We start from the raw sequence: 25,775 nt of genomic DNA, 5'->3' as shown, positions 1-25,775 counted from the left end.
GCAAGACCGGCCTTCGGCGGCAGCGGTATGCGTCTCCTCGGCGGCGGAGACGCGGATCTGGCAAGCGGAGTGTCGAATGAAGAATCGGAGATGGATGGTTGGAGCGATACTCGCCGGCACGGCACTCTCGCTCGCTGTCGCGCCGGTGCCGTCCAACGCGGACCAATATCTGCCGCGGCTGGGCGACATCATGAACCTCGTCCAGGTCCGGCACGCCAAGTTGTGGTTTGCCGGACAGGCCAAGAACTGGGATCTCGCCGCCTACGAGCTGGCGCAGCTGAAGCAGAGCCTCTCGGACGCCGCCAGCTTCTATGCCGGCCTGCCGGTGACCAACGTCACCACGCTGGGTCAGCCGATCCAGTCGATCTCCGACGCGATTACCGCCAAGGACGGCAAACGGTTCGCGGCGGGGGTCACCGAGCTGACGTCGGGCTGCAACGCGTGCCATGCGACAATGGATCGGGGCTATGTCGCCATCCGCATCCCGACCGAAAAGCCGTTCGGCAACCAGGATTTCCGGCCACAGGGCCGCTGACCGGGCCGGTTCGGGAGGCGTGGGTTGTGCGGTGCAAATTGCGCCTTCCACCGGCGGCGCGCATCGACTAAGAGCGGCGGCAACCCGTCCACCGCCTGAGCCCTCATGATCCGCCTCGATAACGTCAGCAAGCAAGTCGGCCACCAGATTCTGTTCATCGAAGCCTCCGCCGCCCTCCAGCGCGGTGAGAAGATCGGGCTGGTCGGCCCGAACGGGGCCGGCAAGACGACGCTGTTTCGGATGATCTCCGGCCGCGAGCAGCCGGACGAGGGCCAGGTCTCGATCGATCGAGGGGTCTCGATCGGCTATTTCAACCAGGACGTCGGCGAGATGTCGGGCCGCAGCGCCGTGGCGGAGGTCATGGACGGGGCAGGGCCGGTGTCGTCGGTCGCCGCCGAGCTCAAGGAGCTCGAGGCGGCGATGGCCGATCCCGACCGGGCCGACGAGATGGACGAGATCATCGCGCGCTATGGCGAGGTGCTGGCGCGGTTCGAGGAGCTCGACGGCTACGCGCTCGACAGCCGCGCCCGCGAGGCGCTGGCGGGCCTCGGCTTTTCCGAGGAGATGATGGACCAGGACGTCGGCCGGTTGTCCGGCGGCTGGAAGATGCGCGTCGCACTGGCGCGCATTCTCTTGATGCGTCCCGACGTGATGCTGCTCGACGAGCCGTCGAACCATCTCGACCTCGAAAGCCTGATCTGGCTCGAGCATTTCCTCAAAGGCTACGAGGGCGCCCTGCTGATGACCTCGCACGACCGCGAGTTCATCAACCGCATCATCAACAAGGTGATCGAGATCGACGCCGGCCAGCTCACCACCTATTCGGGCGACTACGATTTCTACGAGCAGCAGCGGGCTTTGAACGAGAAGCAGCAGCAGGCGCAATATGAGCGCCAGCAGGCGATGCTCGCCAAGGAGATCAAGTTCATCGAGCGCTTCAAGGCGCGGGCGTCGCATGCGGCGCAGGTGCAGAGCCGGGTCAAGAAGCTCGACAAGATCGAGCGCGTCGAGCCGCCGAAGCGCCGCCAGACCGTGGCGTTCGACTTCCTGCCGGCGCCGCGGTCGGGCGAGGATGTGGTGGCGCTGAAGAAGGTGTCGAAGAGCTATGGCAGCCGGCGCATCTATGAGGGGCTCGATTTCATGATCCGGCGCCGCGAGCGCTGGTGCGTGATGGGCGTCAATGGCGCCGGCAAGTCGACCCTGCTGAAGCTCGTCACCGGCACCGCAGAGCCCGATGACGGATCGGTGACGATCGGCGGCAGCGTCAAGATGGGCTATTTCGCGCAGCATGCGATGGACCTGCTGGATGGTGACGAGACCGTGTTCGAGTCGCTGGAGCACTCGTTCCCGCAGGCCGGGCAGGGGTCGCTGCGCGCGCTGGCCGGCTGCTTCGGCTTCTCCGGCGATGACGTCGAGAAGCGCTGCCGGGTGCTGTCGGGAGGAGAGAAGGCGCGGCTGGTGATGGCCAAGATGCTCTATGATCCGCCGAACTTCCTGGTGCTGGACGAGCCGACCAACCATCTCGACATGGCGACCAAGGAGATGCTGATCGCGGCGCTCGCGAGCTTCGAGGGCACCATGCTGTTCGTCTCGCATGATCGCCATTTCCTCGCTGCGCTCTCCAACCGCGTGCTGGAGCTCACGCCCGACGGGCTGCATCAATATGGCGGCGGCTACACCGAATACGTCGCCCGCAGCGGTCATGAGGCGCCGGGCCTGCGCAGCTGAGCGCGAGGCTGGTCTGCATCATCGCCTGAGCCATTCCAGCACGAGCGGAGCGGCACGCCGGAGTGTGTCGTCCATCGCCGGTCCGTTGCCCGCGATGGCCTGGCGGCTGGCTGATGGCTCGTCGAAGCCGTGTGTAGCACCGGGATAGATCGTGGTTTCGATTGCGGTGCCGGCTTGCCGGGAACGTTCCGCCATGGCGCTGCACAGCGCTGGGGAGACCTCCTCGTCGTCGGCGGCGAGGAACAGCTGGACCGGCGCACGGGTCCTCAGCGTCGGACCGAGCAGCGAGTTCTCACCGCAGCCCGGATAGAAGATCAGTGCGCCGCGGAAGCCGGATGACTGCAGGCCCTGTCGCAGCAGAACGTTCAATGCGGTGCTGCCGCCGTTGGACCACCCCTGCAGCACAATCCGGCTCGCTGCGACATCGCTGCGTTGACGCAGATAAGCCAGCGCCCCCTCGGCATCGAGCGGTCGCACCGTCCGTTCATTGACGTCGTCGCGCTCCGGATCGTCATGCGTATGACGGCCAAAGCCGTGCGCCTTGCCGCGGGGACCAAAACTGTCGGGCAGCAGCGCGAGATAGCCGCGCTCCGCCCAGTAGCTGCCCCACATCACGTGTCTTTTCGACAGTGTGCCGGCATTGCACGGCGATGCGGGGGTCGTGCGTGAGACCAGGGTGCAGTCGGCACTGACGTTGGAGGAGTACGGACCGCCGCGTCCGTGCAGCATGACCACTGCCGGAAACGGGCCGCGGCCCTGCGGCTTGAACAGATAGCCCGTCACCTCGGTCCGGCCATCGGTGCTCGGAAAATACACCGTGTCGGGCTCGGCAGCGACGGCGGGGGCGAGCCATAGCACAGCGAGCGCAGTCCATGTCGCAAGCCGTGCAGCGGCGCTGCACAGCGTGTTCCGATGAGGTGACGCGTGACGAGCCGTCATTGGTCCAACTGATCCGCGGCTGCCCTCCATCAGCTCTCCACCATTTCGGCGACGCGGCCGGCCAGCGCCTCCACGTCGAACGGCTTCGTCAGCACCTGCATACCCGGCGCGAGATGGCCGCTGCCGAGGATGGCGTTCTCGGCGTAGCCGGTGATGAACAGCACCTTGAGGTCGGGCCGCGTCGCGCGCGCCGCATCGGCGAGCTGCCGGCCGTTCATGCCGCCGGGCAAACCGACATCGGTGATCAGCAGATCGATCTGCGCGTGCGACTGCAGGGTGGCGAGGCCGGTGGGACCGTCCTTGGCCTCGATCACAGCATAGCCGCGCTCGTCGAGCACCTCGATGACGAGCATCCGCACGGTCGGCTCGTCGTCGACCACCAGAACGGTCAGTCCCGTCCGCGCCGACATCGCGGCACGCTGCCGTGTGGGATCGGCGATCTCAGCCTCGCCGACATGGTGGCGCGGGAAGTAGAGACACATCGTGGTGCCCTCGCCGAGCTCGGAATAGATCCGCACCTGGCCGCCGGACTGCCGGACGAAGCCATAGACCATCGACAGGCCGAGGCCGGTGCCCTGGCCGATCGGCTTGGTGGTGAAGAACGGATCGAACGCGTGCTCGATCACGTCGGGCGTCATGCCGGTGCCGGTGTCGGTGACGCATAGCGAGATGTACTGGCCCGGCGGCACGTCGCGCTCGAGGCCGGAGCGATCGTCCAGCCATTTGTTGGCCGTCTCAATGGTGATCCGCCCACCCCCAGGCATCGCATCGCGGGCATTGATGCAGAGATTGAGCAGCGCGCTTTCGAGCTGCGAGGAATCGACCAGCGCGGGCCACAGTCCTGCGGCCGTTACCACCTCGAGCGTGATCTGCGGGCCGACGGTGCGGCGGACCAGCTCTTCCATGCCCATCACCAGCCGGTTGACGTCGGTCGGCTTGGGATCGAGCGTCTGCCGCCGCGAGAAGGCGAGCAGGCGGTGCGTCAGCGCAGCCGCGCGTTTCGAGGCGCCCTGGGCGGCCGCGACGTAGCGGTCGACTTCCGAAAAGCGGCCCTGGCGCAGTCGGGTCTGCAGCATCTCGAGCGAGCCCATGATGCCGGTGAGCAGGTTGTTGAAGTCGTGCGCGATGCCGCCGGTCAGCTGTCCGACCGCTTCCATCTTCTGCGACTGACGCAGCGCCTCCTCGGCCTGGAGCAGGCGTGTCTGCTCGCGCAGCCTCTCGGTGACGTCATAGGCGAACTGATAGGCGCCGATCTGCTCGCCGTTGGCGTCGCGCAACGCCGAGAAGCGCAACTCGTAGAAGCGGCGGTCGCGGCCGCTATCGCCGAATTCGCCGACCTCCACGAACTCCTCGCCCGCCAGGGCGCGCGCCCACACGTCACGAACCGCGGCCTGTTGCTGCGGAAGGCTATCGAACAGCTCGACCAGATGATCGCCGACCTTGGGGTGGAGGCCGAAGATGCGTGCGAATTCCTGTACGGCGGCGCCGTTGATGGCGATCAGGCGGAACTGCATGTCGACCACCTGGACGAAGGCATCGGTGCCTTCGACGATGTCGGCGAGCAGCTTGCGCTCGGCGAGCGCGGCGACGACGCGCGCTTCGAGCGTGTCGTTGATCTCCTGCAGCGCGGCCTCGGCGCGCTTGCGCGCGGTGATGTCCTGAAACAGCACCGCGACCTGCCGGCGGCTCGCCGGTTCGACCCGGAAGGCAGCCAGCTCGAGGTAGCGGCCGGTCGCGACGAGTTCGCGTTCGAAGCGGATCGGCTCGCCGGTGCGCAAGACGCCGCCGTAGAGTTCGACCCAGCCGCCGGCTTCGTCCGGCACCATCTCCCGCACCTTCTGTCCGACCACGTTCGGAATGCCGGCGTGCAGTGCGTAGGCCGGATTGGCTTCGACGTGGACGTAGTCGCTCAGCGGGCCGTGCGGCCCGTCGAAAAACTCGATGATGCAGAAGCCTTCATCGATCGAGTTGAACAGCGTCCGGTAGCGCTCTTCGCTCTCGGCGAGCGCGGTCTCGGCGCGGGCCCGTCGCCCGGCATCGGCGGCAAACAGCGCCTCGAGGCGGGCATTCTCGCGTTCGAGCTCCTGCAGCCGCTGCCGGAGCGCGTCGATCTCAGTGGAGTTCACGCTGCAAGCGCCTCGCGGAACGTCGGTCGCAGAGGGCAGGGGCAGACGTGAAACGGACAGGGCATGTGCAGCTCGATGTGAAGGACGGCTGACAACATACCATGTCAACGATGCCCGCGGTACGCTCCTTCCTCATGGAACTCGTCGCATGATGGAACTCGGCCAATCGCGCGTCTGCCCCGCCCTCGGGCGGGGCGCCGCTATGCTCTCCACGCCTTAGCCGCCGGCCTCGCACTTCTTCATGAAGCTGTTTTTGGCCGCGCCGGCGAGCTTCTTGCCGTCGGAGCCGACTGCCTTGGTCTCGCAGGTGTCGGCCATGCACTTCTTCATGAACGAGGTCTTGGCGGCGCCGGCCAACGGCTTGCCGTCCTTGCCGACGGCCTTGGTCTCGCAGCTGTCTTGAGCGAAGGCGGAGCCGGCGGCGAAGGTCGCGAGCGTGGCAATCAGGAAAAGCTTCTTCATGAGCGTGTCTCCTTGGGACAAACAACGCGGCGGATGGGACCCGCAAATCTTGACGCGATCAAGTTTGGTCTTGCGGCTATCACCTGAAATCCGGTGAGGCAGCAGGGCACATATGTCCGTCGAACGACGCGTCGACGGTAGCCGCGTGCTCATCAGTTGCCGCGCTGCAGAAAGACCAGCGTCGCCGGATCCCGTGCGCCGTTGCAGTAGCGCGCGAGCGCCTCCGCAAAGATGTCGTCGGGGCTGACCGCATCGAACAGCGTCATGCAGGAGCGAAACTTGACGTCGTCGGGCGCGCCGAGGATGTCGGGCAGCGACTTGCCGGTTACGGCAAGCACCAGGCGGGTACATTCGCGCAGGCGGGGGCCGAGCATGGGATGGGCGAGATAGGCCTCGGCTTGGGCGAGCGACGCGATCGCGTAGCGGCGGGCCATGGTGGAGTTGCCCAGCCCTTCGACCTGGGGAAAGACGAACCACATCCAGTGGCTTTGCTTGGCGCCGACCGCAAGTTCGGCGATCACGCGGGAATAAATTGAATCCTGTGCGTCGACAAATCGGCCGAGATCATCAGGCGTCGCATTCATCGTTCGCTCCAATTCATTGAATTAAAATGAGAATACGGGATTTTGGTCGGTCAGCGGAATCGCTGTCCGGCCGCTTTGTCGACAATGCCGGAGCAACCCGGGGCTGGTGTTTGTCTAGATTATGCCGCAGTCTTGCCATCCTATGTCATGACGGGTCGAATCGTACCCCTTGGGGTCGGGCACTTCCGTGAGTGTCCGAAAAGGGGGGTATATCGGGGACGTGATGGCTTCCAGTGAAGCAAGCGTTGAGGTGCTGTTGTTGCGCGGACGTTTCGGACACTCCGAAGCGATCGCGGTCGTGCTTGCTGCGCTCGCGGTGGCCGCGGGTGTGGCCGCCTGGGTCGGCATTGACAGCGAACCGTCGACGCCACTGACGACGGCGGCCCTTCCGGCCGCCAATCCGCCGGCGTCCATGACTTTTGAGACCCGGTTTGCGCCGGCCTCCGCTTCCGCATCTGCCTATTCGGAAAAAGATGCCGTTCGCGCCCTCGACCGCTTCGCCATGCGCGGCATCGACCGCCAGCTGCTCGACGCCCGCGCCGCGCTGGTGAAGGGCATGGAATCGCGCGACGCCAGCGGACGCGACCTCGCCAGCAGCGATTGGCGGCCGACACTCACGGAAGGCAGCGCCGCTGCGCTGCCGGCACCCGGCGTGCCCCTGCCGCGGCCACGACCAGCGGTGGCCAACCTGCCGACCAATCTCGTCTCGGCGAGCGCGACCGAAGCCATCGGGCGAGTCGATGACCGCTCGATCCTGCAAAAACTCTCCGACCTGCTGCCGAGCCCGACCAAGTTCGCCTCGCTCGGCCCGGACAGCGGCGTCGTGCGCTCCGGCATCGATCTTGGTGCGCTCGGTTACGAGAGGACCGCGGTGTACGACATCAAGGCCAAGATGGTCTATCTGCCGTCCGGCATCGGGCTCGAGGCCCATTCCGGCATGGGCAGCCTGCGTGACGACCCGGAGCACGTCAATCAGCGCATGGTCGGCGCAACGCCGCCCGCCACCTACGATCTCAAGCCGCGCGAAAAACCGTTTCACGGCGTCCGCGCGCTGCGCATGAACGTGGTCGACGGAACGACCCTCGGTCGCAGCGGATTGCTGACCCACCCCTATATGCTTGGTCCCGAGGGTGATTCGAACGGCTGTGTGTCGATCAAGAATTACGATCGCTTCCTGAAGGCGTATGATGACGGCGAGTTCAACCGACTCGTCGTCGTTGTCGGGCTCGAGGCTGGCACCCCGACGCGGACCGCGCAGAAGACCGAGTGACGATTTGTTGCCGGACCTGCGCGCGGCCGCGGCGGTGACGTCAGTCGCATCTTCCGGAAGGTCTTCATGAACGATCCCGCAAACTCGGAAACGCGTCTGCGTACCACCTTCAACATCAAAGTGAACGGCAAGCCGTTCGTGATTTCGACGGTCGGACAAGCCCATCAGTTCCTCACCAGCCTCAACGCCGTCGAATGGATGGAGTTCAAGTCGCTGCACGATCAGGCCATGGCCGCGCTGCAGGATGCGGCCGACAGCGCCATCATGACGGTGCAGGCCACCAACGCGGTGCGGACGCTGTTCGTGAGCGCGAAGCTGTTGTGAGCTTGTCTGGGACGGTGACGTCCAACAATCGGCCTCGGGCTTTTGTTGACCACCCGCTTGCCTTTCAATCGGTGTCATCGCCCGGCTTGACCGGCAGATTGAGTACGCCGAGGCTATCGTCATCTGCCTGAGAAGCCGCGGCGTACTGGATGCCCGCCTGCGCGGGCATGACAGCGGTGGGTGGGGCGCCCGCTCGCCACCGTCATTCCGGGGCGCGCGCAGCGCGAGCCCGGAATCCATAACCACAGGCCCGTGTGATGAGGCACTACGGTAGCTCCATCTCGTTTCACGAGTTCTGCTGCGGCGTATGGATTCCGGGCTCGCGCTACGCGCGCCCCGGAATGACGCCGAATTGCGGAAACGCTGCTGCACGCATGTTCTCGTATTCTCGCAGCGCCTGACGCGCCCGAGTGATTCATCCGTCTTGCCCTCCCCAAACAGAGGGCGCGGGGAATGCCGGGCTGCTGGCTGCAACCCATGGCCCGCCTGCAGAAAAAAAGCAGGCGGCAGTCACCACAGGTTCAGCCGGGCAACCGGCATTCCCCGCGCGATGATCTTAACGGCTGCTTCGCGCGCTCCCCGGTGCGCCGGGCGTTCTGGTCACCGTGCACGACGACGTGCTTCTCAGCACGCCGCCGCGGGGGCATCAGCGTCGGGATGCCAGGACCACGCGACTTGACCGTACGCGACGGCGGCGTTCGTCGGCGCAAGATGCGCTGCGCTGCCATCGCGTTCACCGCTCCTCCCGCTCCACGTCCGTGACGACCGCGATACGCCCCTCTTGCGAGCAGGAGATGGGATGAAGGAAACACAGAATTAGAATTCTGAAAAGCAGAATATTTTTCGCGGCGGGACTGGACAGGCCAAATCAGCTTGACGGGGCAGGTGAATTTCGATTTTTCGCGCATCTGCTAACGGCTCGAATTTTTCCCGATTTGCCCTTAGCGCCTATCCTGGCCGAGACGATGCGCCAGCGCAGCGCACTGGTTGCGGATGTCCGGGATGGCGATGATCTCCCAGAACGCGGGCCGCGTCAGGGGACCGACGGCGAAAAGGCGCGTGGACGCGACGCCGTTCGTCGCGACGAGGGCGCAGTCGTTGGTGACATGAAGTCCGATCCGCAATGGATCGACCTGAGCCAAGCCTTGCGCGAACAGGCTCCGCAGGGCCGGATTGGTCGTCGCGCCAGGGTCCAGCACGATGCCCGTGCAATCCACCACGGCGGCGACATCGATCGTTTCGTGCGCGTTGCGGCCGCGGCGACGATACCTGACTCGTGCACCTGCGCCGATCACCGACGTCTCGACGACCTTGCCTGCGATCACGTTCAACTGACCGCTGCGGATCACGCGGGTTATCATGGCCTCCACGGCCGGAGCCATGCGATGGCGATGGATTTCCCACCACGCCCGGGCATGCTCGAGGAACTGCCGTCGCGACGCCGGCGGAAGCCGTTGCCAAAGTCTCTGGGTGAACGGCCGGATGCCGTCCACGACGCTGCGCCAATCGCCACCGGCCGCCACATGATCGTCCACGCGCGATCTGAGCCAGCGCAGCAACACGCCGAGGCTGGCGCCGAACGGCACGTCGCGCTCGTCGACCGTGACCGGATCGACCTGCCGATGGGCGTGCGACATCAACCCTCGTCGTGATATCGCCAAGATGGGCCCCTGGTGTCCGGCCCGCACGCGGGTCAGCACGAAATCGATCATCGTCAATCCGGCACCGAGGATCAGGAGCGAGGCGTCCCTTGGCAGACCGGCATCGACCTGCGGCCCCCAGGGATTGGCGTAGTAGGCCGGCGGAGCTTGCCGCGGATCGTTGCCGGTCGCGAGCACGAGCACGTCACCATGCAAGCTGCGGCCGTCGGCGAGTCTTACCAGGATCCCGTCCGGACCCTCGCTGATCGCGACGCATTCGCCCGTCACCAATGTCAGCGCCGCGCCGCTGCCGGCCAACGCGAACGGCTCGATCAAGCTTGCGATGTAGTCGCCGAAGATTCGTCGAGGCACGAAGCAATAGGAGTCGGCCAAGCCGAGATCGGAATGCGCAGCAAGCCAGCGGACGAAATGATCGGGATCGTCTGGCAGGGCACTCATGTTGCCGGCGCGGACATTCAGAAGGTGATCCGGGTTCGTGGTTCGATAGGCGAGGCCTCGCCCGAACTCCTCCCACTTCTCGATCAAGGTCACCGCGTAGCGGGGTTCAGCCTGGTTGAGCAGATGTACCGCGGCCAAGGCGCCGCTTGCACCGCCACCTACCACGATCGCATGTCGTCTGGTCATGTCCATCAGTCGTCGCTGCTTCCAATCAACATTAGGCTGAAGTGATGATGTCCACTAGCCCAAGCGCTCAGCATGACGACTGCGGACTTCACTTTGAAACAACGTTCCTCATTGGCGCGTCGTGAAAGGCGAGATGTTCTGCAAGACTCGCCAAGAGCAACCGATGTCGTGCGCGATGTGATGGTGTATCCGGCTGTCGTGCGGATCACATCGTTCTGCTGCAGGTCGCAATTGTGCCTGTTTCCGTATTCGCCTGGCATCTCCGTCGCGCGCGAGCGACGCGGTGGCCTCTCTGTTCCATCAAGAAAACAAACCATGCGCGCGCGACACAACTAAGGAAGTCGCTTTTACCTCCAACCTAAAAAAGAGATCATCTTGGACTCGTCCGGCTGCATCTTCTCTGCGACAATTCGCATGTCGGTCGATGGTGACCGATAGAGGGATGTGCATGATCAGCAGAGACGGTCGCTTCTCACGACACAGCGCTCGATCAGTGAATGGAAACTTGCTGTGCATCAAGCGCACTGGGCTCTGTTGATGCACTGATCCGGACGTCGCGGCGCGCAGCCGCGGTGACATCGGCAGGCGTTGCCTGCTGCCATCTCGACATCACAACGCCACTCAACATGTGCTGCGGCATCTGCAGCGCAAATGCAGGACGTCGTCCGAACGGCAGGGTGGCGGCATGCATGACCATGAGGACAAACGAGGGACGCGCATGACCACGAAAGACACTTCCATCAAGTTCGCCTATTGGGTGCCCAATGTTTCGGGTGGCCTGGTGATCTCCAATATCGAGCAGCGCACCAGCTGGGACATCGGCTACAACAAGAAGCTGGCGCAGATCGCCGAAGCCAGCGGCTTCGACTACGCGCTGAGCCAGATCCGCTTCACCGCCGGCTATGGCGCCGAATATCAGCATGAATCGGTCTCGTTCAGCCATGCGCTGCTGGAGGCGACGACCAAGCTGAAGGTGATCGCTGCCATCCTGCCGGGCCCGTGGCATCCTGCTGTTGTCGCCAAGCAGATCGCCACCATCAATCATCTCACCGAGGGCCGTGTCGCCGTGAACATCGTCAGCGGCTGGTTCCGCGGCGAGTTCACCGCGATCGGCGAGCCCTGGCTCGATCATGACGAGCGCTACCGCCGCTCCGAGGAGTTCATCCGTGCGCTGCGCGGCATCTGGACCGAGGACAATTTCAATCTCCGCGGCGACTTCTACCGCTTCACGAACTACTCGCTGAAGCCGAAGCCGATCGATCCGCAGCCCGAGATCTTCCAGGGCGGCAGCTCGCGCGCGGCGCGCGACATGGCCTCGCGCGTCTCCGACTGGTACTTCACCAACGGCAATTCGGTCGAGGGCATCAAGGCCCAGGTCGACGACATCAGGGCCAAGGCGAAGGCCAACAATCACCAGGTCAAGATCGGCGTCAACGCCTTCGCCATCGCGCGCGACACCGAGGTCGAGGCGCAGGCTGTGCTGAAGGACATCATCGACCACGCCAATCCCGAAGCGGTGCACGCCTTCGCGCATGAGGTGGCGAATGCCGGCAAGGCCTCGCCGGAGCGCGAGGGCAATTGGGCGAAATCGACCTTCGAGGATCTTGTCCAGTACAATGACGGCTTCAAGACCAACCTGATCGGCACCCCGCAGCAGATCGCGGAGCGCATCGTGGCGCTCAAGGAGGTCGGTGTCGATCTGGTGCTGCTCGGCTTCCTGCACTTCCAGGAGGAGGTCGCCTATTTCGGCAAGCACGTGATCCCGCTGGTGCGCGAGCTCGAAGCCAAAGCAGGCGCGAAGGCTGGCCTGCAGGCGGCCGAGTAGGGCGGGGTGCGATGCTGTTGAGCGGGCTCACCACCTCGCTGGACGTGCTGGCCCTGGAGACGTGGGCTCCAGGGACGGCGCGCCAGGTGCTTGCCGCAGAGCCGGCGGGCGTGCCGGATCGGCTTGATGCGGGCGGCCCAAGGGCGGTGCTGCGGCTCGACGGCATCTCGCTGTCGTTCGGCGGGCTTGCCGCGCTTCGCGATGTCGATCTCGACGTCGCGGAGGGCGAGATCCGCGCGGTGATCGGCCCCAACGGCGCCGGCAAGAGCTCGCTGCTCAACGTGGTCAGCGGGCTCTACCGGCCTGTTCGAGGCGAGATCTGGCTCGGCGATCACGCGTTCCGTCAGGTGCCGACGGCGCGACTGGCGCGTCACGGTGTCGCCCGCACCTTTCAGAATCTCGCGTTGTTCAAGGGGCTCTCCGTGTTCGACAACGTGCTGATGGGGCTGGCGCACCGTGTCCGCGCCGGCTTCATCCGCCAACTCGTCGGCTCGCCGCTGGCGCGCCGGATCGAGGCTGAGAACCGGACCGCCGCCGAGGAGGTGATCGGCTTCCTGCATCTCGCCGACATCAAGGATCGGATCGCCGGCACCTTGCCCTACGGCCTGCAGAAGCGGGTCGAGCTGGCTCGCGCGCTGGTGGCGCGTCCAAGACTTTTGCTGCTCGACGAGCCGTTCGCCGGGGTGACCCTGAGCGAGAAGCAGGAGCTGGCCCAGCACGTGCGCGGCGCGCGCGACCGCTACGGCACCACCATCGTGCTGATCGAGCACGACATCGGCATCGTCATGGAGCTCTCCGACCACATCGCCGTGCTCGACTACGGCCGCAAGATCGCCGACGGGCCGCCCGCCGAGATCCGCACCAACCAGGCCGTCATCGACGCCTATCTCGGCGTCGCCCACGAGGACGAAACGGAGCTTGCGATCTGATGTTCGACTATCAGTTTCTCATCGAGGTGCTGGTCGGTGGTCTGCTCTCCGGCGTGATGTATTCGCTGGTCGCAATCGGCTTCGTGCTGATCTACAAGACCTCGGGCGTGCTCAATTTCGCGCAAGGCGCGATGCTGCTGTTCGCGGCGCTGACCTTCGTCAGCCTGGTCGAGCGGGGCACGCCGTTCGCGCTGGCGCTGCTCGCCACGCTCGCGATCATGGTGGCACTCGGCATCACTATCGAGCGCGCCGTGCTGCGGCCGCTGATCAACCAGCCGCCGATCACGCTGTTCATGGCGACGCTGGGCCTGTCCTATGTGATCGAGGGCGCGGCGCAGCTGTTGTGGGGCACACAGGTCCACGGTCTCGACATCGGCGTCAGCGATATTCCGTTCGATATTGGCGGCGTCTTCATCAGCCGCTTCGACCTGTTCGCCGCAGGCGTCGCCGGCAGCCTCGTGGCGCTGTTCACGCTGTTCTTCCGCTATACCCGCACCGGGCTCGCATTCCGCGCGGTCGCCGATGACCAGTTCGCGGCGCTCGCGGTGGGCCTGCGGCTGCCGCGCGTCTGGGCCGCGGTGTGGACGGCCGCCGGCATCGTCGCGCTGGTGGCGGGTCTGCTGTGGGGCGCGCGGCTCGGCGTGCAGTTCTCGCTGTCGCTGGTGGTGCTGAAGGCGTTGCCGGTGCTGGTGCTCGGCGGCTTCGATTCCATCACCGGCGCGATCGTCGGCGGGGTGCTCATCGGTGCGATCGAGAAGCTCGCCGAGGTCTATGTCGGGCCGTTCTTCGGCGGCGGCATCGAGGCCTGGGCGGCCTATGTCGTCGCGCTGGCGCTGCTGCTGGTGCGGCCCTCCGGCCTGTTCGGGCAGAAGCTGGTGGAGCGGGTGTGATGACGACGATCTCACAGGCTCTCCCGACACCGGCGCGGTCATCGCTGCTCAACGCTAACGCACTCGGCCTCGTCCTGCTGCTCCTGCTCGGCTATGGCGTGGTGCCGCTGATCGGCTCGGACTACCTGATGGACGCGGTGCTGACGCCGTTCCTGGCGCTGGCGCTCGCGGCGGTCGGGCTCAATGTGCTGACCGGCTATGCCGGCCAAGTGTCGCTGGGGTCGGCGGCGTTCCTCGCGGTCGGCGCTTATGCGGCCTACAATCTCAATCTTAGATTGTCGTGGCTGCCGCTCCTCGCCGACATCGTGCTGGCCGGCGGCATCGCCGCTGCTGTCGGAATCGTGTTCGGCCTGCCGAGTCTGCGGCTGCGCGGCTTCTATCTCGCGGTGTCGACGCTCGCAGCGCAGTTCGTCGTGCAGTGGGCGCTGACCAAGTTCGGCTGGTTCTCAAACGACAATGCCTCCGGCGTGATCGACGCGCCCGTCATCCGCGTCGGCGGACTGACGTTCACGAGTGCGACCGGCCGCTACGTATTCTCACTGACGATCGTCGCCGTCGCCGCCGCGCTGACGGCGCGGCTCTTGGCCTCGCAGACCGGCCGTAACTTCATCGCGGTGCGCGACCACGAGGTCGCGGCCAAGGTGATCGGGGTGCCCTTGCTCCGCACCAAGCTGCTCGCCTTCGGATTCTCGTCGTTCCTGATCGGCGTCGCCGGCGTGCTCTGGGCGTTCGCCTACTTGCGCACGGTCGAGCCGGCCGGCTTCAACCTCGATCGTTCGTTCCAGATCCTGTTCATCATCATCATCGGCGGTCTCGCCTCGCTGCGCGGCGCCTTCGTCGGGGCGGCCTTCATCGTCGCCTTTCCGCTGCTGCTGTCGCGGCTCGGAGCGGCCGTGCTCGGCAGCGTGTTCAATTCCGGCGTGCTCGAGATGAGCCAGCGCATCGTCATCGGCGCGCTGATCATCGTGGTCCTGATTGCCGAGCCGCGCGGCCTGGTCGCGCTGATCGACCGTACGGCCGCCGCGGCGCGCCGCCTCCGTTCACCCCAGCCCTGAAACAGTCACACCAGAAGGAGATCATGATGACGACGTTCAGACGTGCGAAGCTGGCTTTGGGGGCGGCACTCGCCCTTGGGCTCGCGACAAGCCTGCCGGCACAAGCCGACGAGCAGTTCTTCCCGCTGCAGAGCTACCGCGTCGGCCCCTATGCGGCCGGTGGCACGGGCTTCTTCGGCGGCTTCATCGATTATCTCAACCTCATCAACACCCGCGACGGCGGCGTCAATGGCGTCAAGCTGACCTGGGACGAGGGCGAGACGCAGTACGAGGTCGAGCGCGGCGTCGAGGTCTATGAGCGTCTGAAGAGCCGGCCGGGTGTCGCCGCCTGGAATCCGCTCTCGGTCGGCATCGCCTATGCGATGATCGACCGCATCGGCAAGGACAAGGTCCCGCTGATCACCATCAACCACGGCCGTACCGACTCCACCGACGGCCGCGTCTTCCCCTACGTGTTCCCGCTGCTGCTCAATCCCTACAGCGAGACCTCGGGCATCGTGAACTACATCGCCACGCGCGAGGGCGGGCCGGAAAAGCTGAAGGGCAAGAAGCTCGTCGTGCTCTATCACGGCTCGCCCTATGGCAAGGAGACGATCCCGATCTACAAGCTGCTCGCGGACAAATACGGCTTCGAGCTCGAGCAGATCGAGGTGCCGCATCCCGGCAACGAGCAGCAGTCGCAATGGCTGTCGATCCGCCGCGCCAAGGCCGACTATGTCGTGCTGCGCGGCTGGGGCGTGATGAACCCGGTGGCGCTGAAGACGGCGCAGAAGGTGGGCTTCCCGGTCGACCACATCATCGGCAACGTCTGGTCCAACTCAGAAGAAGACGTGATCCCGGCGGGCGACGCCGCCAAGGGCTATGTCGCGATCACCACGCAGGCCTCCGGCGCCGAATATCCGGTGCTGCAGGAGGTGATCAAGACCGTCTACGGCGCCGGCAAGGGCAATCTCGACGACAAGAAGCGGATCGGCAGCGTCTACCACAATCTCGGCATCGTGAACGGCATCCTCAACGTCGAGGCGGTCAGGATTGCGCAGGAGAAATTCGGCAGTCGCACGCTGACCGGCGACGAGGTGCGCTGGGGTTTTGAGCATCTCCAGCTCGATCCGGCGCGGGTCGAGGCGCTCGGCGCCAAGGGCCTGTTCCACTCGATCAACGTCACCTGGGACAATCACGAGGGCAATGGCCGCGTGACGTTCCAGCAATGGGACGGCGCCAAGTGGAAGGTCGTCTCCGACTGGATCTCGCCGGACTGGGCGGCGCTGCGGCCGATCATCGAGAAGTCCTCGACGGCCTACGCGCAGGAGCACGGCATCAAGATCCGTACCTCCGGTGACGATCCGGTCGGCCAGTAAGGTCAGACTGCGCGGGAGCTTGCTCCCGCGCAGTTCATTCAAGGATTTCGGGACATGAGTGACGTGCTGCTCTCGGTCGAGCACCTCGCCGCGACCTATGACCAGGCGATCCGGGCCGTCAGCGACGTCTCGTTTGCCGTGCGGCGTGGCGAGATCGTCGCCGTGCTCGGCGCCAACGGCGCCGGCAAGTCGACGACGCTGCAGGCGGTGTCGGCGCTGCTGCCGGCGCGGCGCGGCCAGGTCACCGGTGGCCGCATCGTCTACGCTGGACGCGATGTCGCGGCGTCCTCGGCCGCGCAGCTGGTACGCGCCGGCCTCGTGCCGGTGCTCGAAGGCCGGCATTGCTTTGCCTCGCTCACGGTCGAGGAGAACCTGATTACCGGCGCTGTTGGCCGCGATGCGTCGCGCGCTGACATCCGCACCGGTCTCGAGCGGGTCTACGCTTTGTTCCCGCAGCTCACGCGGCATCGCCGCGCCGTGGCCGGGCTTACCTCGGGCGGCGAGCAGCAGATGACCGCGATCGGCCGCGCGCTGATGTCGCGGCCGCGGCTGCTGGTGCTCGACGAGCCGTCGATGGGGCTCGCGCCGCTCGTGGTCGAGGGAATCTTTCGCGCGCTGAAGCGGCTCAATGCGGAGGAGGGGCTGTCGATCCTGGTCGCCGAGCAGAACTCCACCGTGGCGCTGCGCTTCGCCGACCACGCCATCGTGCTCGAAGGCGGCCGCAGCGTGCTCGCCGGTCCCGCGCACGAGCTCCGGCAGCGGCCGGACATCAAGCATCTCTATCTCGGCTGCGCGACCGCGCCGTCGGCTTCAACGCAGGCCGTGGCCTGATCCATCATCCAGAGAGAGGAGACGCCGCATGGCGACCAGTACTGCCGCATGTAAGATCGAGGACCGTCCTTATCCGCAGCTCGACGCCGTCGTCGCTGACGTGATCAGGGCCAATGCCGATCGCAACGATCGCGAGGGGCGTTTCCCGCGCGAGAATCTGCTGGCGCTGGCCGAGGCCGGCTGGACCGGCGTGCTCAACGATCCCCGGTTCGGCGGGCTCGGGCTCGGCCATGTCGACTTCGCCGAGGCCGCCTACCGCATCGGCCAGGCCGATGCCTCGACCGGCCTCGTCTATGTCATGCATGTCGGCGCCGCCCAGACCATCAACCTGTTCGGCACCGACGACCAGAAGGAACGCTGGCTGAAGGCCAACCACGGCCGGCTGCTCGGGACTTACTCAACCAGCGAGCGCGCCACTGGCGGGCACTGGTGGTACAATCTGTCCGAAGCCTCGCGCGACGGCGAGAATTATCGGCTCAACGCCGACAAGTCGTTCACGACCAGCTCCGGCCAGGCCGACTTCTATGTCGCGCAGACCCGCACGCCCGGCGCCAAGGACCAGGCCGACATCATCTTCTTCATCGTCGACGGCAAGGCCGACGGCATCGAGTCCAAGCCATGGGAGGCGCTCGGCGTCCGCGCCAACCATTCCGGCGGCATCAGCTACAAGAACGTGCATGTGCCCCGGCGCGACCGGCTCGGTGCCGAAGGGCAGGGCAAGGAGATCATCTATGACGGCGTCTCGCCCGTCTATCTGATCGGACTCGGCGCGGTCTGGGAGGGGCTGGCGCGCGGCGTGCTCAATGCGGCGGTCGCGCACACCACCGGCTTCGTCCACAAGGACCGCAACAAGAGCCTGTCGGACTACCAGGCGATCCGGCAGGAGCTCGGCGCCGCCAAGGTGCTGGTCGAGAGCCTGCGTCCGTGGCGGATCGAGCTCGCGCACAAGCTCGACGAACTCTGGCGCTCAAGGAAGCCGCAGAGCGAAATCCTGATCCCGCTGACCGAGTTCAAGGTGCACGCGGCCGAGGTCGCCAACAAGGTGGCATCGACGGCGCTGACGGTGACCGGCGGCTATGGCTACCACCGTGGCCCGATCGAGCGCGCCTTCCGCGATGCCCGCGCGGCGATCGCGATGGGGCCGTCCAACATCATTGCCCGCGAATGGATCGGCAAGGCCCAGGTCGGGCTGCCGCTCGAGCTGTTCTACGAGGGCGGTGAGTGATGCTGGCCGATGCTGCGGTGCGGCCGCAGCATTAGTCGACCATCACGACGTCGACGTTGAGCGCGGCCTCTTCGCGCTTGGCGTTCTCGGCCGGGACGGCGTTGGCCGTCTCGGCGGTTTCGAAATCGTCCTCGGCGATCTGCTGGACCTCGGCAACCGGCGTGTCCGCCTGCTCGGCTGCGAGCGCGGCGGCCACGACGGCTTCCGGCGCTGCGTCATCGTTCGCTGCAGCTTCGAACAGGTTCGGTACGGGGATGGTGGTCGGCACCACGGGCCGCGGCTTCGCCCTGTACCAGGACGAGAACTTCTCCGACAGGCTGGCTTCGAACTCGACGAGCGGCAGGGTGTTGCCGTCCTCATCGGTGATCACGACCGTCCAGCCCTCGGCCTCCATGACCTGAGCGTTCGCGAGCACGATGAGCGCGCTTTCGCGCTGCTTGCGGATCTTATGATGATCCCGCTCCGCGATCATCGTGTACGCCATGACCAGCTCCCAACTCGGCTCGGGACGACAGCCCCCGATGTGCCGTCACTACGCCGCGAGAGTGTGAGCGCGGCTGGGCGGGATTGCGTTCGCCTAATGACAATTTGGCGGCGCCTCTCGGGTTCTGCGGCAGTGCAGAGAGTCGAAGATGCAACAGCGCGCAAAATAGTGGTGCAGGGAAGCGAGCGCTTGTTGAAGGCGCGCAGCGACGTGTCATCATTTGATTCTGCGGCGGCAACTGCTTCGCGACAGCAGCGCAAGCAGCGGGTGAACAAGACAAACAGCGGGCGAATTGGGGACGTCGATGCGAACTAAACTGTTCAGGATGCGGAACTTGAATGTGGCGATGGCGGGGCTGGCTTTGGCGATGGTCGCCGCCCCGCGCGCAGGCTACGCCTTTACCGAGGACGACCAGCGGCGGCTGTGCATGGGCGACGTGTTCCGTCTCTGCTCGTCGGAGATCCCCGATCGCGACCGTATCACTGCCTGCATGATGAAGCAGCGCGCCAGCCTCAGCGACGGCTGCCGCAGCGTGTTCGGCCGGCCCAGCGAACGCTCCGCATCGGCCACGGTGACGCGCTAGCCGTTTCCGTATCCGGCTCCCCCTGACAGAGACCCGCCGCCGATCGGCAACCGGACCGGTCTGCGGCGTCACTTCGACGCCCTCGACGACAATCCTGGTGTGGTAGAACTGGCGGGACGCACCCGGCCAGGAGTTGACCCGCCATGAGCTTCCGCATCCTCGTCCTCTACGGCTCCTACCGGGTCGACCGCATGGGCATCCGGCTTGCGCAATTCGTCGTCGACGGGTTTCGCGGCAAGGGCCATGACGTCGAGCTGATCGACGCCAAGGCGATCGGCCTGCCGATGCTCGACCGCATGTACAAGGAGTACAGACCGGGCGAGGCGCCTGCCGCCATGGCCGAGCTTGCCGCCAAGATCCGCGCCGCCGACGGCTTCGTGTTCGTGACCGGCGAATACAATTGGGGCATGCAGCCCGGCTTGAAGAACCTCACCGACCACTTCCTCGAGGAATGGTTCTGGCGGCCGGCGGCGATCGCGAGCTACTCGGCCGGCCGGCTGTCGGGGGCACGCGCCGCCACCGCCTGGCATGGCACGCTGTCGGAGATGGGCATGGTCGTGGTGTCGAGCACGCTCGCGGTCGGGCCGATCGGCCAGGCGCTGTCGGCCGAGGGCGAGCCGACCGGCGATGCCGGCAAGGCGCTCGCGCACGCGTTTCCGCGCTTTGCCGATGATCTGTTGTGGTGGGTCGAAGCGGGGCGCGAGCAGCGCGCGCGCAAGGCGCCGCCCTATTGAGATCGAACGGGCGGGGGGGGGACAGAGCGCGTGACGCGCTCCGTCCCGGGCTGCGCCTCTACTACCGCGCCGTGCTACCCGGCGTGTTGGTCACCGATTGCTGGCGGCGCGGCGCGCTGGCGGCCTGGCCCTGGCCCAGGCACGGCAGTTCCTTCCAGGTCCCGTCAGCGGCTTGCTGATAGGCGCGGCATGGGCTGGACGCGGTGGTCTGATCGTCGGGTTTGGGGACTTGGGAATTCTTCGCCAGTGCGGGCGCTGCCGTCGCCGCGACGAGGGCAGCCAGCGAACCGACGAAGATCACCGGGGTGATCCGCATGTTGGGGTTCTCCTGCTCGAAGCCTCGTCTTTTCAAATCCAGATTGTGGAAACATTTGGGCGGCCCGTCCCGGTTCCGCCCGCTGGGCGCATGAGAATGGCCGCATTCTGCTATCGTGTGGCGCTGCCGCGAACGCCATTCCAATTTCCTGGTGCGCGGCACGAGGGTGCGAAGAAGGCTGGAGGGTTAGCGTGACTGAAACTGCGGCGGCGGTGCCGAACGACGTGATGGAGCGGCTCGCCGCGGCCATCGATGCCAATTTCGCCGAGCAGGTCGCCTTCCTGCAGCAGCTCGTGCAGTTCCGCAGCCTGCGCGGCGAGGAAGCGCCGGTGCAGGATTGGCTGGCGACTGAGTTCGAAACGCGCGGCTACAAGGTCGACCGCTTCAGCCTGGCTGACGTCGACCTGATGCGGCACCCGAAGGCGGCGCCGATGGATGCGATCGCGCTCGACGGCTCCAGGCAGGTGGTGGCAACGCTCGATGGTGACGGCAGGGGCCGCAGCCTGATCCTGCAGGGGCATATCGATGTCGTGCCGGAGGGACCGACCGATCTCTGGAACGACGCGCCCTATGAGGCCGTCGTGCGCGACGGCTGGATGATCGGCCGCGGCGCGCAGGACATGAAGGCCGGGGTTTCCGCGATGATCTTCGCGCTCGATGCGATCAAGGCGGCCGGCTTCGTGCCGGACGGGCGCATTCATCTGGAAACGGTGACGGAGGAGGAGAGCACCGGCAACGGCGCGCTCTCGACCCTGATGCGCGGCTACACGGCAGATGCCTGCCTGATCCCGGAGCCGACCGGCCATACGCTGACTCGCGCCCAGGTCGGCGCCATCTGGTTCCGCCTGCGCGTGCGCGGCACGCCGGTGCACGTCGCCTATGCCGAAACCGGCACCAACGCGATTCTGTCGGCCATGCATCTGATCCGCGCCTTCCAGGACCATACGACGGAGATCAATGCGCGAGCCAAGTCGAACGCATGGTTTGCCGCGGTCAAGAATCCGATCAAGTTCAACGTCGGCATCATCAAGGGCGGCGACTGGGCGAGCTCGACACCAGCCTGGTGCGATCTCGATTGCCGGCTCGGCGTGTTGCCTGGCGAGACGCCGGCCCAGGCCATGGCCGGAATCGAGGAGTGCCTTGCCAAGGCGCAGGCCGAAGACAGCTTCCTGTCGGAGAATCCGGTCGAGCTGGTGTGGAGCGGCTTCCGGGCCGATCCCGCCGTGTGCGAGCCGGGCAGCGCCGCCGAGGCCGCACTGGCCGACGTCCATGCCCGTGTGTTCGACAAGCCGCTCGAGGTTCGGCTGTCCACCGCCGTTAACGACACGCGCTACTACACGGTCGACTACGGCATTCCGGCGCTGTGCTATGGGCCGTATGGCATCGGTCCGCATGCATTCGATGAGCGGGTCGATCTCGACAGCGTGCGCAAGACCACGCTCTCGATCGCGATGTTCGTCGCGCAATGGTGCGGGCTGCGGAGCGCGTGATGTCGATCGCGCTGCTGCGCCGCTGCGGCTGGCCCTTGGCTATTCGAGCGTCTGCACCGGCGGGGCGACAGGGCCGCGCGGCGCTGGCGGCGTCGCCGCGGCGGTCCGCGGCGGCGCGCTGCGCGGCATGGCCTGCGGCGGCGGGGCATCGGTCATCGCCGCCTGGCTGTCTCTGACCGGGCGCCGGGCCTGCTGCGAACGCGCCGTGTGCGAGCGGCGGAAGCCCCAGGACCGCGCGATCGACGGACCGGCCGTATAGCCGACCACGGCACCCGCCACGGCTCCGACCGGCCCGAACACCACTGCGCCCGACAGTGCGCCCAAAGCCGCGTCGCCGCCGCGATGCTCATCGGCCCGCGCAGGCGATGCCGTCACGGCCGCTGCCATGATTGTGAGCGCAAGCGCCGTTGTGGTCAGCATTCTGGTCATGCGATGTCCCCTCCGTCTCACCAGTGCCGAAATGCAGGACAAATGTGGCGAGAGAATGCGGCGGGACCGATCGATTGGATGCGCTTCGGCCGCTTCGGTAGGGCGTCCGCGGCCGGCTAGCTCTGCGTCACGCGCCGCGCTTCGTATTTGGCCCGCCATTTCGGTCCGGGGCCACGCATGTAGTAGCGCTCAGGGCGATAGGGATCGCTGACGAGTGCGAAGAAGCTCCTCCAACGCTCACGCAGCGCAATCAGACGGCGGGTACCAGAGACGAACATCCGATCCCTCGATCTCAATGCATGCGGCCGAGAATGGATGAGAACGGCATCGCGAACAGTTCCTCGTCGAGATCGTCGGCGACGTGAAGCACCCAGTCGCGCCAGTCCTCCTCGGTCTCGGCCGAGATCAACGCGTTCACCACGCGAGCCGCATGAGCGCGGGCCTCAGCAAGATCGACGACCGCGGTTCCACGCCGGTCGATCAGGATCTCATCGTCGTTGGAGCAATGAAAGAAGACCTGCGTCATGTCTCACTCCTCAGCCAACCCCTGCCGAATCTGGTTCAGAAGTAACAGCGCAGCACGGCCTGCGAAATTACGATTGAGCACGTAGGTTAAATTACGGGCCTAGTGTTGCGTTTTGGAACCGCTTTGCAGTGACCGGAGTCACACAACGGCTTCGTTATGGAACCCCTCGCGGGATGCCGTGGTTAACGCCGAATTCCAGTGCGATAGGAGCACCGCGCATGATGTCAGAGATCCAGGTTCATGCGATCGCCAGGCAGATGCTCGAGATGCACGGAGCCGCAGCGATCGCGCAGGCCGCGCAGAAGGCCGTGTCCTGCGAGCACAAGGGCGACGCGGAGGAGGCGCGTGAGTGGCGCCACATCGCCGACGCCATGAAGATGATGCGCGGGCCGCATCAGAGCTGAGGCGGGCTCCCATCGGTCGGGCATGGAACAGCGGGCCGGGGACGCCGGCCGCGTCGAGCGGCCCGGCGCCTTGGTGGCGCGCACCGCTCGCAACTCATCCTGGTTTCCGACCCAATTTCCCCGCATGAATCCGACAACATGATTCGGCCCTTGATTCGCCGCGGCGGCCACGGCGTCGGCGCGCTTTTCGCCCAACGATTGTCCAAGGATTGTCGCCATGGTCTTTTTCAAGCGTGAGCTCAGCCCGGTCGAGATCTTCGAGCGTGCGCTGAAGGACAAGCAGTCCGCGCGGCAGAAGCTCTCGGAGCGGTTGCGGATCGCCGAGCAGGCGCTGGAGGAGAAACGGGCTGCCGCCGATCGGCTCGCCAAGGCGAGTGCGAGCAACGGCCAGCTCGATCGCGCCGAGGCCAAGATGCAGTCGGTCGAGCTCAAGGCCAAGGCGCTGCGCGCCGCGCTGGCCGAATGCGACGAGCAGATCATCCTCGCCGAGCGCGCCTTGTCGGAATCCGTGGCGCAGCGCGACCGCGATCGCGCAGCTAACGAGATCGAGGCGGTCGCCGCAGCCATCGAGCAGGCGGTGCCCCGGTTCGAGATCGGCGCGGCGGCCCTGGTCGACGCGGTGACGCGCGGCCGGGCCGTGCTGAGCGAAGCCAGCCGCTTTGCCGGCGATGTCGACGACATCAGGCGCGAGGTGCTGTCCGCCGCCGAATTGATCTGCTGGGAATTGCGCGCTTCGGCCTCGCGCACCCGGGCCGGCAACATCAACATCGCGCTGCTGGCGCCGCCCGATGCCAAGCCGCTGCCCGCGCCGGAGACCGACCGGCAGATGATCTACACGCTCAATCCTCTGACCTGGCGCGAGGGCGAAGCGGTGAAGCGCGTCGCTGCCTACACCATGACGGCTCTGCCCAAGTCGCTGCTGCCGCCGGCGCTGGCGCATCAGCACGTCGATTATCTGAACGCACGCCGCGTGCAGACGCTGATGCATGTTCATGGCAGCGGGCAGCAGCAGAGCGAGCCGATGCCGGATGATCCGGCGCTGGTCGATCTCGACGCGCTCGGCGTGCAGGCCGTGGAAAGCCCGCAGGCCGATGTGGCCTGAGTCGGTCGGCATGCGGCTGGCCGCTGCGGCGGCGCTCGTGCTGATGGCCATCAACGGCGCGAGCGCGGAGAATCTGGACGCGGGCAAGCCGGCCCCGCGCCTGTTCGCCGACAGCTGCGCGAGCTGCCATCGCTCGCCGCGCGGTCTCGCCAAGGGCCGCTTCCGGCTGACGCTCTATCTCTTCCTGCAGCAGCACTACACGAGCAGCTCGGACTCGGCCTCGGCGCTGAGCACCTACCTGCAGTCGGTCGATACGCCGGCCGGTGGCCGGCCGACCAGGATTGCACGGACTGGTAGCCGCGCCGAACGGCCGCCGCGTCCACCGCTGCCGGTGCGCGGTCGTTAGCTGTGCAGCGCGCAACAGGCCGCAGTTTCCCGGAAGGCGAGATCCGGGTATGGCCCGCTTCTGCAACCTGGGCTATGCTGAACCGCCACAGCGGCTGAGTGAACCATACGGCGTGACCGAAAAAGCCGCCATGGGCCGGCTGAGGCGGGGCAGCGGCGATGATGACCTTACCGGAGCTCGCGGCAGCGGCGCTGGAGCAGTTTCTGAGCTCCTATATGCGCCGTCGTTTCGGATCATCCCAAGCCCAACTGTCGGAGATCCTTCCGGCGGCGGCGCGCGTTGCGCTCGAATGCATCGGCAACAGCGATGCGCTGTATCACAACGTCGAGCATACGCTGCTGGTGACGCTGGCAGGGCACGAAATCCTGCGCGGCCGCGCGCTTCACAGCCACATCACGGCCGACGACTACGTGCATGTCATCATGGCCTGCCTGCTGCACGACATCGGCTATGTGCGCGGGCTGTTTCGCGAGGACGACGCGGACGGCTTCGTCATCGATCGCGAAGGGCGGAAGATCACCCTGCCGCGCGGCTCCTCGGATGCGAGCCTGATGGCCTATCACGTCGACCGCTCGAAGCTGTACGTCATCGACCGTATCGAGGGCATGACGCCGCTCGACAAGGACCGCATCGCCCGCGCCATCGAGGGCACGCGGTTTCCGCCGCTCGCCGGCCAGCAGTTCGACGAGGAGCAGTCGATCGTGCGCGCTGCGGATCTGATCGGACAGCTCGGCGATCCCAACTACATCCGCAAGGCGAATGCGCTGTACCACGAGTTCGAGGAAGTCGGCATGAATCGCCAGCTCGGCTACGAGTCGCCGGCCGACATCGTCCATCGCTATCCGCAGTTCTATTGGAACAGCGTCGCGCCGCACATCCAGACCGAGATCCGCTATCTCAACATGACCTCGACGGGGCGGCAGTGGATCGCCAATCTCTACGCCAATGTGTTTCGCGCCGAGCGCGACATCTCGCTGTCAGGCCCGCAGACCTGA

General features: G+C 66.0%; 28 protein-coding genes. 18 read left to right on the top strand and 10 right to left on the bottom strand.

Annotated elements, in window-relative coordinates; all coding sequences use genetic code 11:
• The first annotated feature begins 76 nt into the window (after positions 1-76).
• Positions 77-535 (top strand): hypothetical protein, encoded by a 459-nt coding sequence (locus tag ACQR1I_RS15600; RefSeq protein WP_434867060.1) that lies wholly within the window; start codon positions 77-79, stop codon positions 533-535.
• A gap of 105 nt (positions 536-640) precedes the next feature.
• Positions 641-2,263 (top strand): ABC-F family ATP-binding cassette domain-containing protein, encoded by a 1,623-nt coding sequence (locus ACQR1I_RS15595; protein WP_434867061.1) that lies wholly within the window; start codon positions 641-643, stop codon positions 2,261-2,263.
• Between the two features lie 18 nt (positions 2,264-2,281).
• Here the strand turns inward: ACQR1I_RS15595 and ACQR1I_RS15590 are convergent, their stop codons facing one another.
• The 4 genes from ACQR1I_RS15590 to ACQR1I_RS15575 all read right to left on the bottom strand — a co-directional run bounded on the left by ACQR1I_RS15590 (position 2,282) and on the right by ACQR1I_RS15575 (position 6,374).
• Positions 2,282-3,202 (bottom strand): dienelactone hydrolase family protein, encoded by a 921-nt coding sequence (locus tag ACQR1I_RS15590; RefSeq protein WP_434867062.1) that lies wholly within the window; start codon positions 3,200-3,202, stop codon positions 2,282-2,284.
• A gap of 29 nt (positions 3,203-3,231) precedes the next feature.
• Positions 3,232-5,328 carry a PAS domain-containing protein gene (locus ACQR1I_RS15585; protein ID WP_434867063.1) on the bottom strand — a complete coding sequence of 699 codons (2,097 nt, stop codon included), beginning with the start codon at positions 5,326-5,328 and terminating at the stop codon, positions 3,232-3,234.
• Positions 5,329-5,544: 216 nt separating this feature from the next.
• Positions 5,545-5,790, bottom strand: a complete 246-nt coding sequence (locus tag ACQR1I_RS15580; RefSeq protein ID WP_434867064.1) for a hypothetical protein — start codon at positions 5,788-5,790, stop codon at positions 5,545-5,547.
• A 152-nt stretch (positions 5,791-5,942) separates the two neighbouring features.
• A complete protein-coding gene (locus ACQR1I_RS15575; RefSeq protein ID WP_434867065.1) occupies positions 5,943-6,374 on the bottom strand; it encodes a DUF1810 domain-containing protein in 432 nt (143 codons plus the stop codon).
• 223 nt (positions 6,375-6,597) lie between these two features.
• Here ACQR1I_RS15575 and ACQR1I_RS15570 point away from each other — a divergent pair, with 223 nt between their 5' ends.
• Together ACQR1I_RS15570 and ACQR1I_RS15565 are read left to right on the top strand one after the other, a co-directional pair.
• Positions 6,598-7,644 carry a DUF2778 domain-containing protein gene (locus ACQR1I_RS15570; protein ID WP_434867066.1) on the top strand — a complete coding sequence of 349 codons (1,047 nt, stop codon included), beginning with the start codon at positions 6,598-6,600 and terminating at the stop codon, positions 7,642-7,644.
• Between the two features lie 66 nt (positions 7,645-7,710).
• Positions 7,711-7,968: a hypothetical protein gene (locus tag ACQR1I_RS15565; RefSeq protein WP_434867067.1), complete on the top strand. Its 258-nt coding sequence runs from the start codon at positions 7,711-7,713 to the stop codon at positions 7,966-7,968.
• A 941-nt stretch (positions 7,969-8,909) separates the two neighbouring features.
• On the opposite strand, the gene ACQR1I_RS15560 is transcribed toward ACQR1I_RS15565, so the two are convergent.
• On the bottom strand, positions 8,910-10,253 hold the full coding sequence (locus ACQR1I_RS15560) for an FAD/NAD(P)-binding protein (protein WP_434888740.1): 1,344 nt from the start codon (positions 10,251-10,253) through the stop codon (positions 8,910-8,912).
• Between the two features lie 718 nt (positions 10,254-10,971).
• Between ACQR1I_RS15560 and sfnG the strand changes: the two genes are divergently transcribed.
• Genes sfnG through ACQR1I_RS15525 form a run of 7 tightly spaced genes read left to right on the top strand, consistent with a single transcriptional unit; the run spans position 10,972 to position 18,366 of the window.
• Entirely contained in the window at positions 10,972-12,078 is a 1,107-nt protein-coding gene (sfnG, locus tag ACQR1I_RS15555; protein ID WP_434867069.1) for a dimethylsulfone monooxygenase SfnG, read from the top strand.
• An 11-nt stretch (positions 12,079-12,089) separates the two neighbouring features.
• On the top strand, positions 12,090-13,007 hold the full coding sequence (locus tag ACQR1I_RS15550) for an ABC transporter ATP-binding protein (RefSeq protein ID WP_434867070.1): 918 nt from the start codon (positions 12,090-12,092) through the stop codon (positions 13,005-13,007).
• Complete coding sequence (locus ACQR1I_RS15545; RefSeq protein ID WP_434867071.1) at positions 13,007-13,897, top strand: branched-chain amino acid ABC transporter permease; 891 nt, start codon at positions 13,007-13,009, stop codon at positions 13,895-13,897. The genes ACQR1I_RS15550 and ACQR1I_RS15545 overlap by 1 nt, the downstream gene beginning before the upstream one ends.
• Complete coding sequence (locus tag ACQR1I_RS15540; RefSeq protein WP_434867072.1) at positions 13,897-14,952, top strand: branched-chain amino acid ABC transporter permease; 1,056 nt, start codon at positions 13,897-13,899, stop codon at positions 14,950-14,952. The genes ACQR1I_RS15545 and ACQR1I_RS15540 overlap by 1 nt, the downstream gene beginning before the upstream one ends.
• Positions 14,953-14,978: 26 nt before the next feature.
• Complete coding sequence (locus tag ACQR1I_RS15535; RefSeq protein WP_434867073.1) at positions 14,979-16,310, top strand: ABC transporter substrate-binding protein; 1,332 nt, start codon at positions 14,979-14,981, stop codon at positions 16,308-16,310.
• A gap of 54 nt (positions 16,311-16,364) precedes the next feature.
• A complete protein-coding gene (locus ACQR1I_RS15530) occupies positions 16,365-17,141 on the top strand; it encodes an ABC transporter ATP-binding protein (RefSeq protein WP_434867074.1) in 777 nt (258 codons plus the stop codon).
• A 28-nt stretch (positions 17,142-17,169) separates the two neighbouring features.
• On the top strand, positions 17,170-18,366 hold the full coding sequence (locus tag ACQR1I_RS15525; protein WP_434867075.1) for an acyl-CoA dehydrogenase family protein: 1,197 nt from the start codon (positions 17,170-17,172) through the stop codon (positions 18,364-18,366).
• A gap of 31 nt (positions 18,367-18,397) precedes the next feature.
• Here ACQR1I_RS15525 and ACQR1I_RS15520 read toward each other — a convergent pair whose 3' ends face one another.
• Positions 18,398-18,850: a hypothetical protein gene (locus tag ACQR1I_RS15520; RefSeq protein WP_434867076.1), complete on the bottom strand. Its 453-nt coding sequence runs from the start codon at positions 18,848-18,850 to the stop codon at positions 18,398-18,400.
• A gap of 325 nt (positions 18,851-19,175) precedes the next feature.
• On the opposite strand from ACQR1I_RS15520, the gene ACQR1I_RS15515 reads away from it, so the two are divergent.
• Both ACQR1I_RS15515 and ACQR1I_RS15510 read left to right on the top strand, forming a co-directional pair.
• Positions 19,176-19,433, top strand: coding sequence for a hypothetical protein (locus tag ACQR1I_RS15515; RefSeq protein ID WP_434867077.1), 258 nt, complete (start codon positions 19,176-19,178; stop codon positions 19,431-19,433).
• Between the two features lie 143 nt (positions 19,434-19,576).
• Positions 19,577-20,167: an NADPH-dependent FMN reductase gene (locus ACQR1I_RS15510; RefSeq protein WP_434867078.1), complete on the top strand. Its 591-nt coding sequence runs from the start codon at positions 19,577-19,579 to the stop codon at positions 20,165-20,167.
• A gap of 61 nt (positions 20,168-20,228) precedes the next feature.
• On the opposite strand, the gene ACQR1I_RS15505 is transcribed toward ACQR1I_RS15510, so the two are convergent.
• A complete protein-coding gene (locus ACQR1I_RS15505; protein WP_434867079.1) occupies positions 20,229-20,483 on the bottom strand; it encodes a hypothetical protein in 255 nt (84 codons plus the stop codon).
• A gap of 191 nt (positions 20,484-20,674) precedes the next feature.
• Between ACQR1I_RS15505 and ACQR1I_RS15500 the strand changes: the two genes are divergently transcribed.
• A complete protein-coding gene (locus ACQR1I_RS15500) occupies positions 20,675-21,973 on the top strand; it encodes an ArgE/DapE family deacylase (RefSeq protein ID WP_434867080.1) in 1,299 nt (432 codons plus the stop codon).
• A gap of 39 nt (positions 21,974-22,012) precedes the next feature.
• Here the strand turns inward: ACQR1I_RS15500 and ACQR1I_RS15495 are convergent, their stop codons facing one another.
• The 3 genes from ACQR1I_RS15495 to ACQR1I_RS15485 all read right to left on the bottom strand — a co-directional run bounded on the left by ACQR1I_RS15495 (position 22,013) and on the right by ACQR1I_RS15485 (position 22,928).
• Positions 22,013-22,402 carry a hypothetical protein gene (locus ACQR1I_RS15495; protein ID WP_434867081.1) on the bottom strand — a complete coding sequence of 130 codons (390 nt, stop codon included), beginning with the start codon at positions 22,400-22,402 and terminating at the stop codon, positions 22,013-22,015.
• 116 nt (positions 22,403-22,518) lie between these two features.
• Complete coding sequence (locus tag ACQR1I_RS15490) at positions 22,519-22,680, bottom strand: hypothetical protein (protein ID WP_434867082.1); 162 nt, start codon at positions 22,678-22,680, stop codon at positions 22,519-22,521.
• 14 nt (positions 22,681-22,694) lie between these two features.
• Positions 22,695-22,928 carry a DUF6894 family protein gene (locus ACQR1I_RS15485; RefSeq protein WP_434867083.1) on the bottom strand — a complete coding sequence of 78 codons (234 nt, stop codon included), beginning with the start codon at positions 22,926-22,928 and terminating at the stop codon, positions 22,695-22,697.
• 221 nt (positions 22,929-23,149) lie between these two features.
• Here ACQR1I_RS15485 and ACQR1I_RS15480 point away from each other — a divergent pair, with 221 nt between their 5' ends.
• The 4 genes from ACQR1I_RS15480 to ACQR1I_RS15465 all read left to right on the top strand — a co-directional run bounded on the left by ACQR1I_RS15480 (position 23,150) and on the right by ACQR1I_RS15465 (position 25,775).
• Complete coding sequence (locus ACQR1I_RS15480; RefSeq protein ID WP_434867429.1) at positions 23,150-23,332, top strand: hypothetical protein; 183 nt, start codon at positions 23,150-23,152, stop codon at positions 23,330-23,332.
• 217 nt (positions 23,333-23,549) lie between these two features.
• On the top strand, positions 23,550-24,434 hold the full coding sequence (locus ACQR1I_RS15475) for a hypothetical protein (protein WP_434867084.1): 885 nt from the start codon (positions 23,550-23,552) through the stop codon (positions 24,432-24,434).
• A gap of 10 nt (positions 24,435-24,444) precedes the next feature.
• Positions 24,445-24,780 (top strand): cytochrome C, encoded by a 336-nt coding sequence (locus tag ACQR1I_RS15470; protein WP_434867085.1) that lies wholly within the window; start codon positions 24,445-24,447, stop codon positions 24,778-24,780.
• A 158-nt stretch (positions 24,781-24,938) separates the two neighbouring features.
• The gene (locus ACQR1I_RS15465) at positions 24,939-25,775 is read left to right on the top strand and encodes an HD domain-containing protein (protein WP_434867086.1); all 837 of its coding nucleotides are present in this window, start codon (positions 24,939-24,941) and stop codon (positions 25,773-25,775) included.

The sequence above is a fragment of the Bradyrhizobium sp. HKCCYLS2038 genome (assembly GCF_051167655.1).
Lineage (GTDB): Bacteria > Pseudomonadota > Alphaproteobacteria > Rhizobiales > Xanthobacteraceae > Bradyrhizobium.
The sequence above is the reverse complement of the archived record's forward strand: the minus strand, read 5'-3'. Positions and strand labels throughout refer to the sequence as shown.

Bases quoted from the DNA above. Each gene is read 5' to 3' on its own strand.
- ACQR1I_RS15480 (WP_434867429.1), top strand. From the start codon at position 23,150: ATGTCAGAGATCCAGGTTCATGCGATCGCCAGGCAGATGCTCGAGATG.
- ACQR1I_RS15590 (WP_434867062.1), bottom strand. From the start codon at position 3,202: ATGACGGCTCGTCACGCGTCACCTCATCGGAACACGCTGTGCAGCGCC.
- sfnG (WP_434867069.1), top strand. From the start codon at position 10,972: ATGACCACGAAAGACACTTCCATCAAGTTCGCCTATTGGGTGCCCAAT.
- ACQR1I_RS15595 (WP_434867061.1), top strand. From the start codon at position 641: ATGATCCGCCTCGATAACGTCAGCAAGCAAGTCGGCCACCAGATTCTG.
- ACQR1I_RS15505 (WP_434867079.1), bottom strand. From the start codon at position 20,483: ATGCGGATCACCCCGGTGATCTTCGTCGGTTCGCTGGCTGCCCTCGTC.
- ACQR1I_RS15510 (WP_434867078.1), top strand. From the start codon at position 19,577: ATGAGCTTCCGCATCCTCGTCCTCTACGGCTCCTACCGGGTCGACCGC.
- ACQR1I_RS15515 (WP_434867077.1), top strand. From the start codon at position 19,176: ATGCGGAACTTGAATGTGGCGATGGCGGGGCTGGCTTTGGCGATGGTC.
- ACQR1I_RS15565 (WP_434867067.1), top strand. From the start codon at position 7,711: ATGAACGATCCCGCAAACTCGGAAACGCGTCTGCGTACCACCTTCAAC.
- ACQR1I_RS15525 (WP_434867075.1), top strand. From the start codon at position 17,170: ATGGCGACCAGTACTGCCGCATGTAAGATCGAGGACCGTCCTTATCCG.
- ACQR1I_RS15600 (WP_434867060.1), top strand. From the start codon at position 77: ATGAAGAATCGGAGATGGATGGTTGGAGCGATACTCGCCGGCACGGCA.
- ACQR1I_RS15560 (WP_434888740.1), bottom strand. From the start codon at position 10,253: ATGACCAGACGACATGCGATCGTGGTAGGTGGCGGTGCAAGCGGCGCC.
- ACQR1I_RS15470 (WP_434867085.1), top strand. From the start codon at position 24,445: ATGCGGCTGGCCGCTGCGGCGGCGCTCGTGCTGATGGCCATCAACGGC.
- ACQR1I_RS15575 (WP_434867065.1), bottom strand. From the start codon at position 6,374: ATGAATGCGACGCCTGATGATCTCGGCCGATTTGTCGACGCACAGGAT.
- ACQR1I_RS15520 (WP_434867076.1), bottom strand. From the start codon at position 18,850: ATGGCGTACACGATGATCGCGGAGCGGGATCATCATAAGATCCGCAAG.
- ACQR1I_RS15535 (WP_434867073.1), top strand. From the start codon at position 14,979: ATGACGACGTTCAGACGTGCGAAGCTGGCTTTGGGGGCGGCACTCGCC.
- ACQR1I_RS15545 (WP_434867071.1), top strand. From the start codon at position 13,007: ATGTTCGACTATCAGTTTCTCATCGAGGTGCTGGTCGGTGGTCTGCTC.
- ACQR1I_RS15580 (WP_434867064.1), bottom strand. From the start codon at position 5,790: ATGAAGAAGCTTTTCCTGATTGCCACGCTCGCGACCTTCGCCGCCGGC.
- ACQR1I_RS15570 (WP_434867066.1), top strand. From the start codon at position 6,598: ATGGCTTCCAGTGAAGCAAGCGTTGAGGTGCTGTTGTTGCGCGGACGT.
- ACQR1I_RS15550 (WP_434867070.1), top strand. From the start codon at position 12,090: ATGCTGTTGAGCGGGCTCACCACCTCGCTGGACGTGCTGGCCCTGGAG.
- ACQR1I_RS15465 (WP_434867086.1), top strand. From the start codon at position 24,939: ATGATGACCTTACCGGAGCTCGCGGCAGCGGCGCTGGAGCAGTTTCTG.
- ACQR1I_RS15485 (WP_434867083.1), bottom strand. From the start codon at position 22,928: ATGACGCAGGTCTTCTTTCATTGCTCCAACGACGATGAGATCCTGATC.
- ACQR1I_RS15475 (WP_434867084.1), top strand. From the start codon at position 23,550: ATGGTCTTTTTCAAGCGTGAGCTCAGCCCGGTCGAGATCTTCGAGCGT.
- ACQR1I_RS15530 (WP_434867074.1), top strand. From the start codon at position 16,365: ATGAGTGACGTGCTGCTCTCGGTCGAGCACCTCGCCGCGACCTATGAC.
- ACQR1I_RS15495 (WP_434867081.1), bottom strand. From the start codon at position 22,402: ATGACCAGAATGCTGACCACAACGGCGCTTGCGCTCACAATCATGGCA.
- ACQR1I_RS15490 (WP_434867082.1), bottom strand. From the start codon at position 22,680: ATGTTCGTCTCTGGTACCCGCCGTCTGATTGCGCTGCGTGAGCGTTGG.
- ACQR1I_RS15540 (WP_434867072.1), top strand. From the start codon at position 13,897: ATGACGACGATCTCACAGGCTCTCCCGACACCGGCGCGGTCATCGCTG.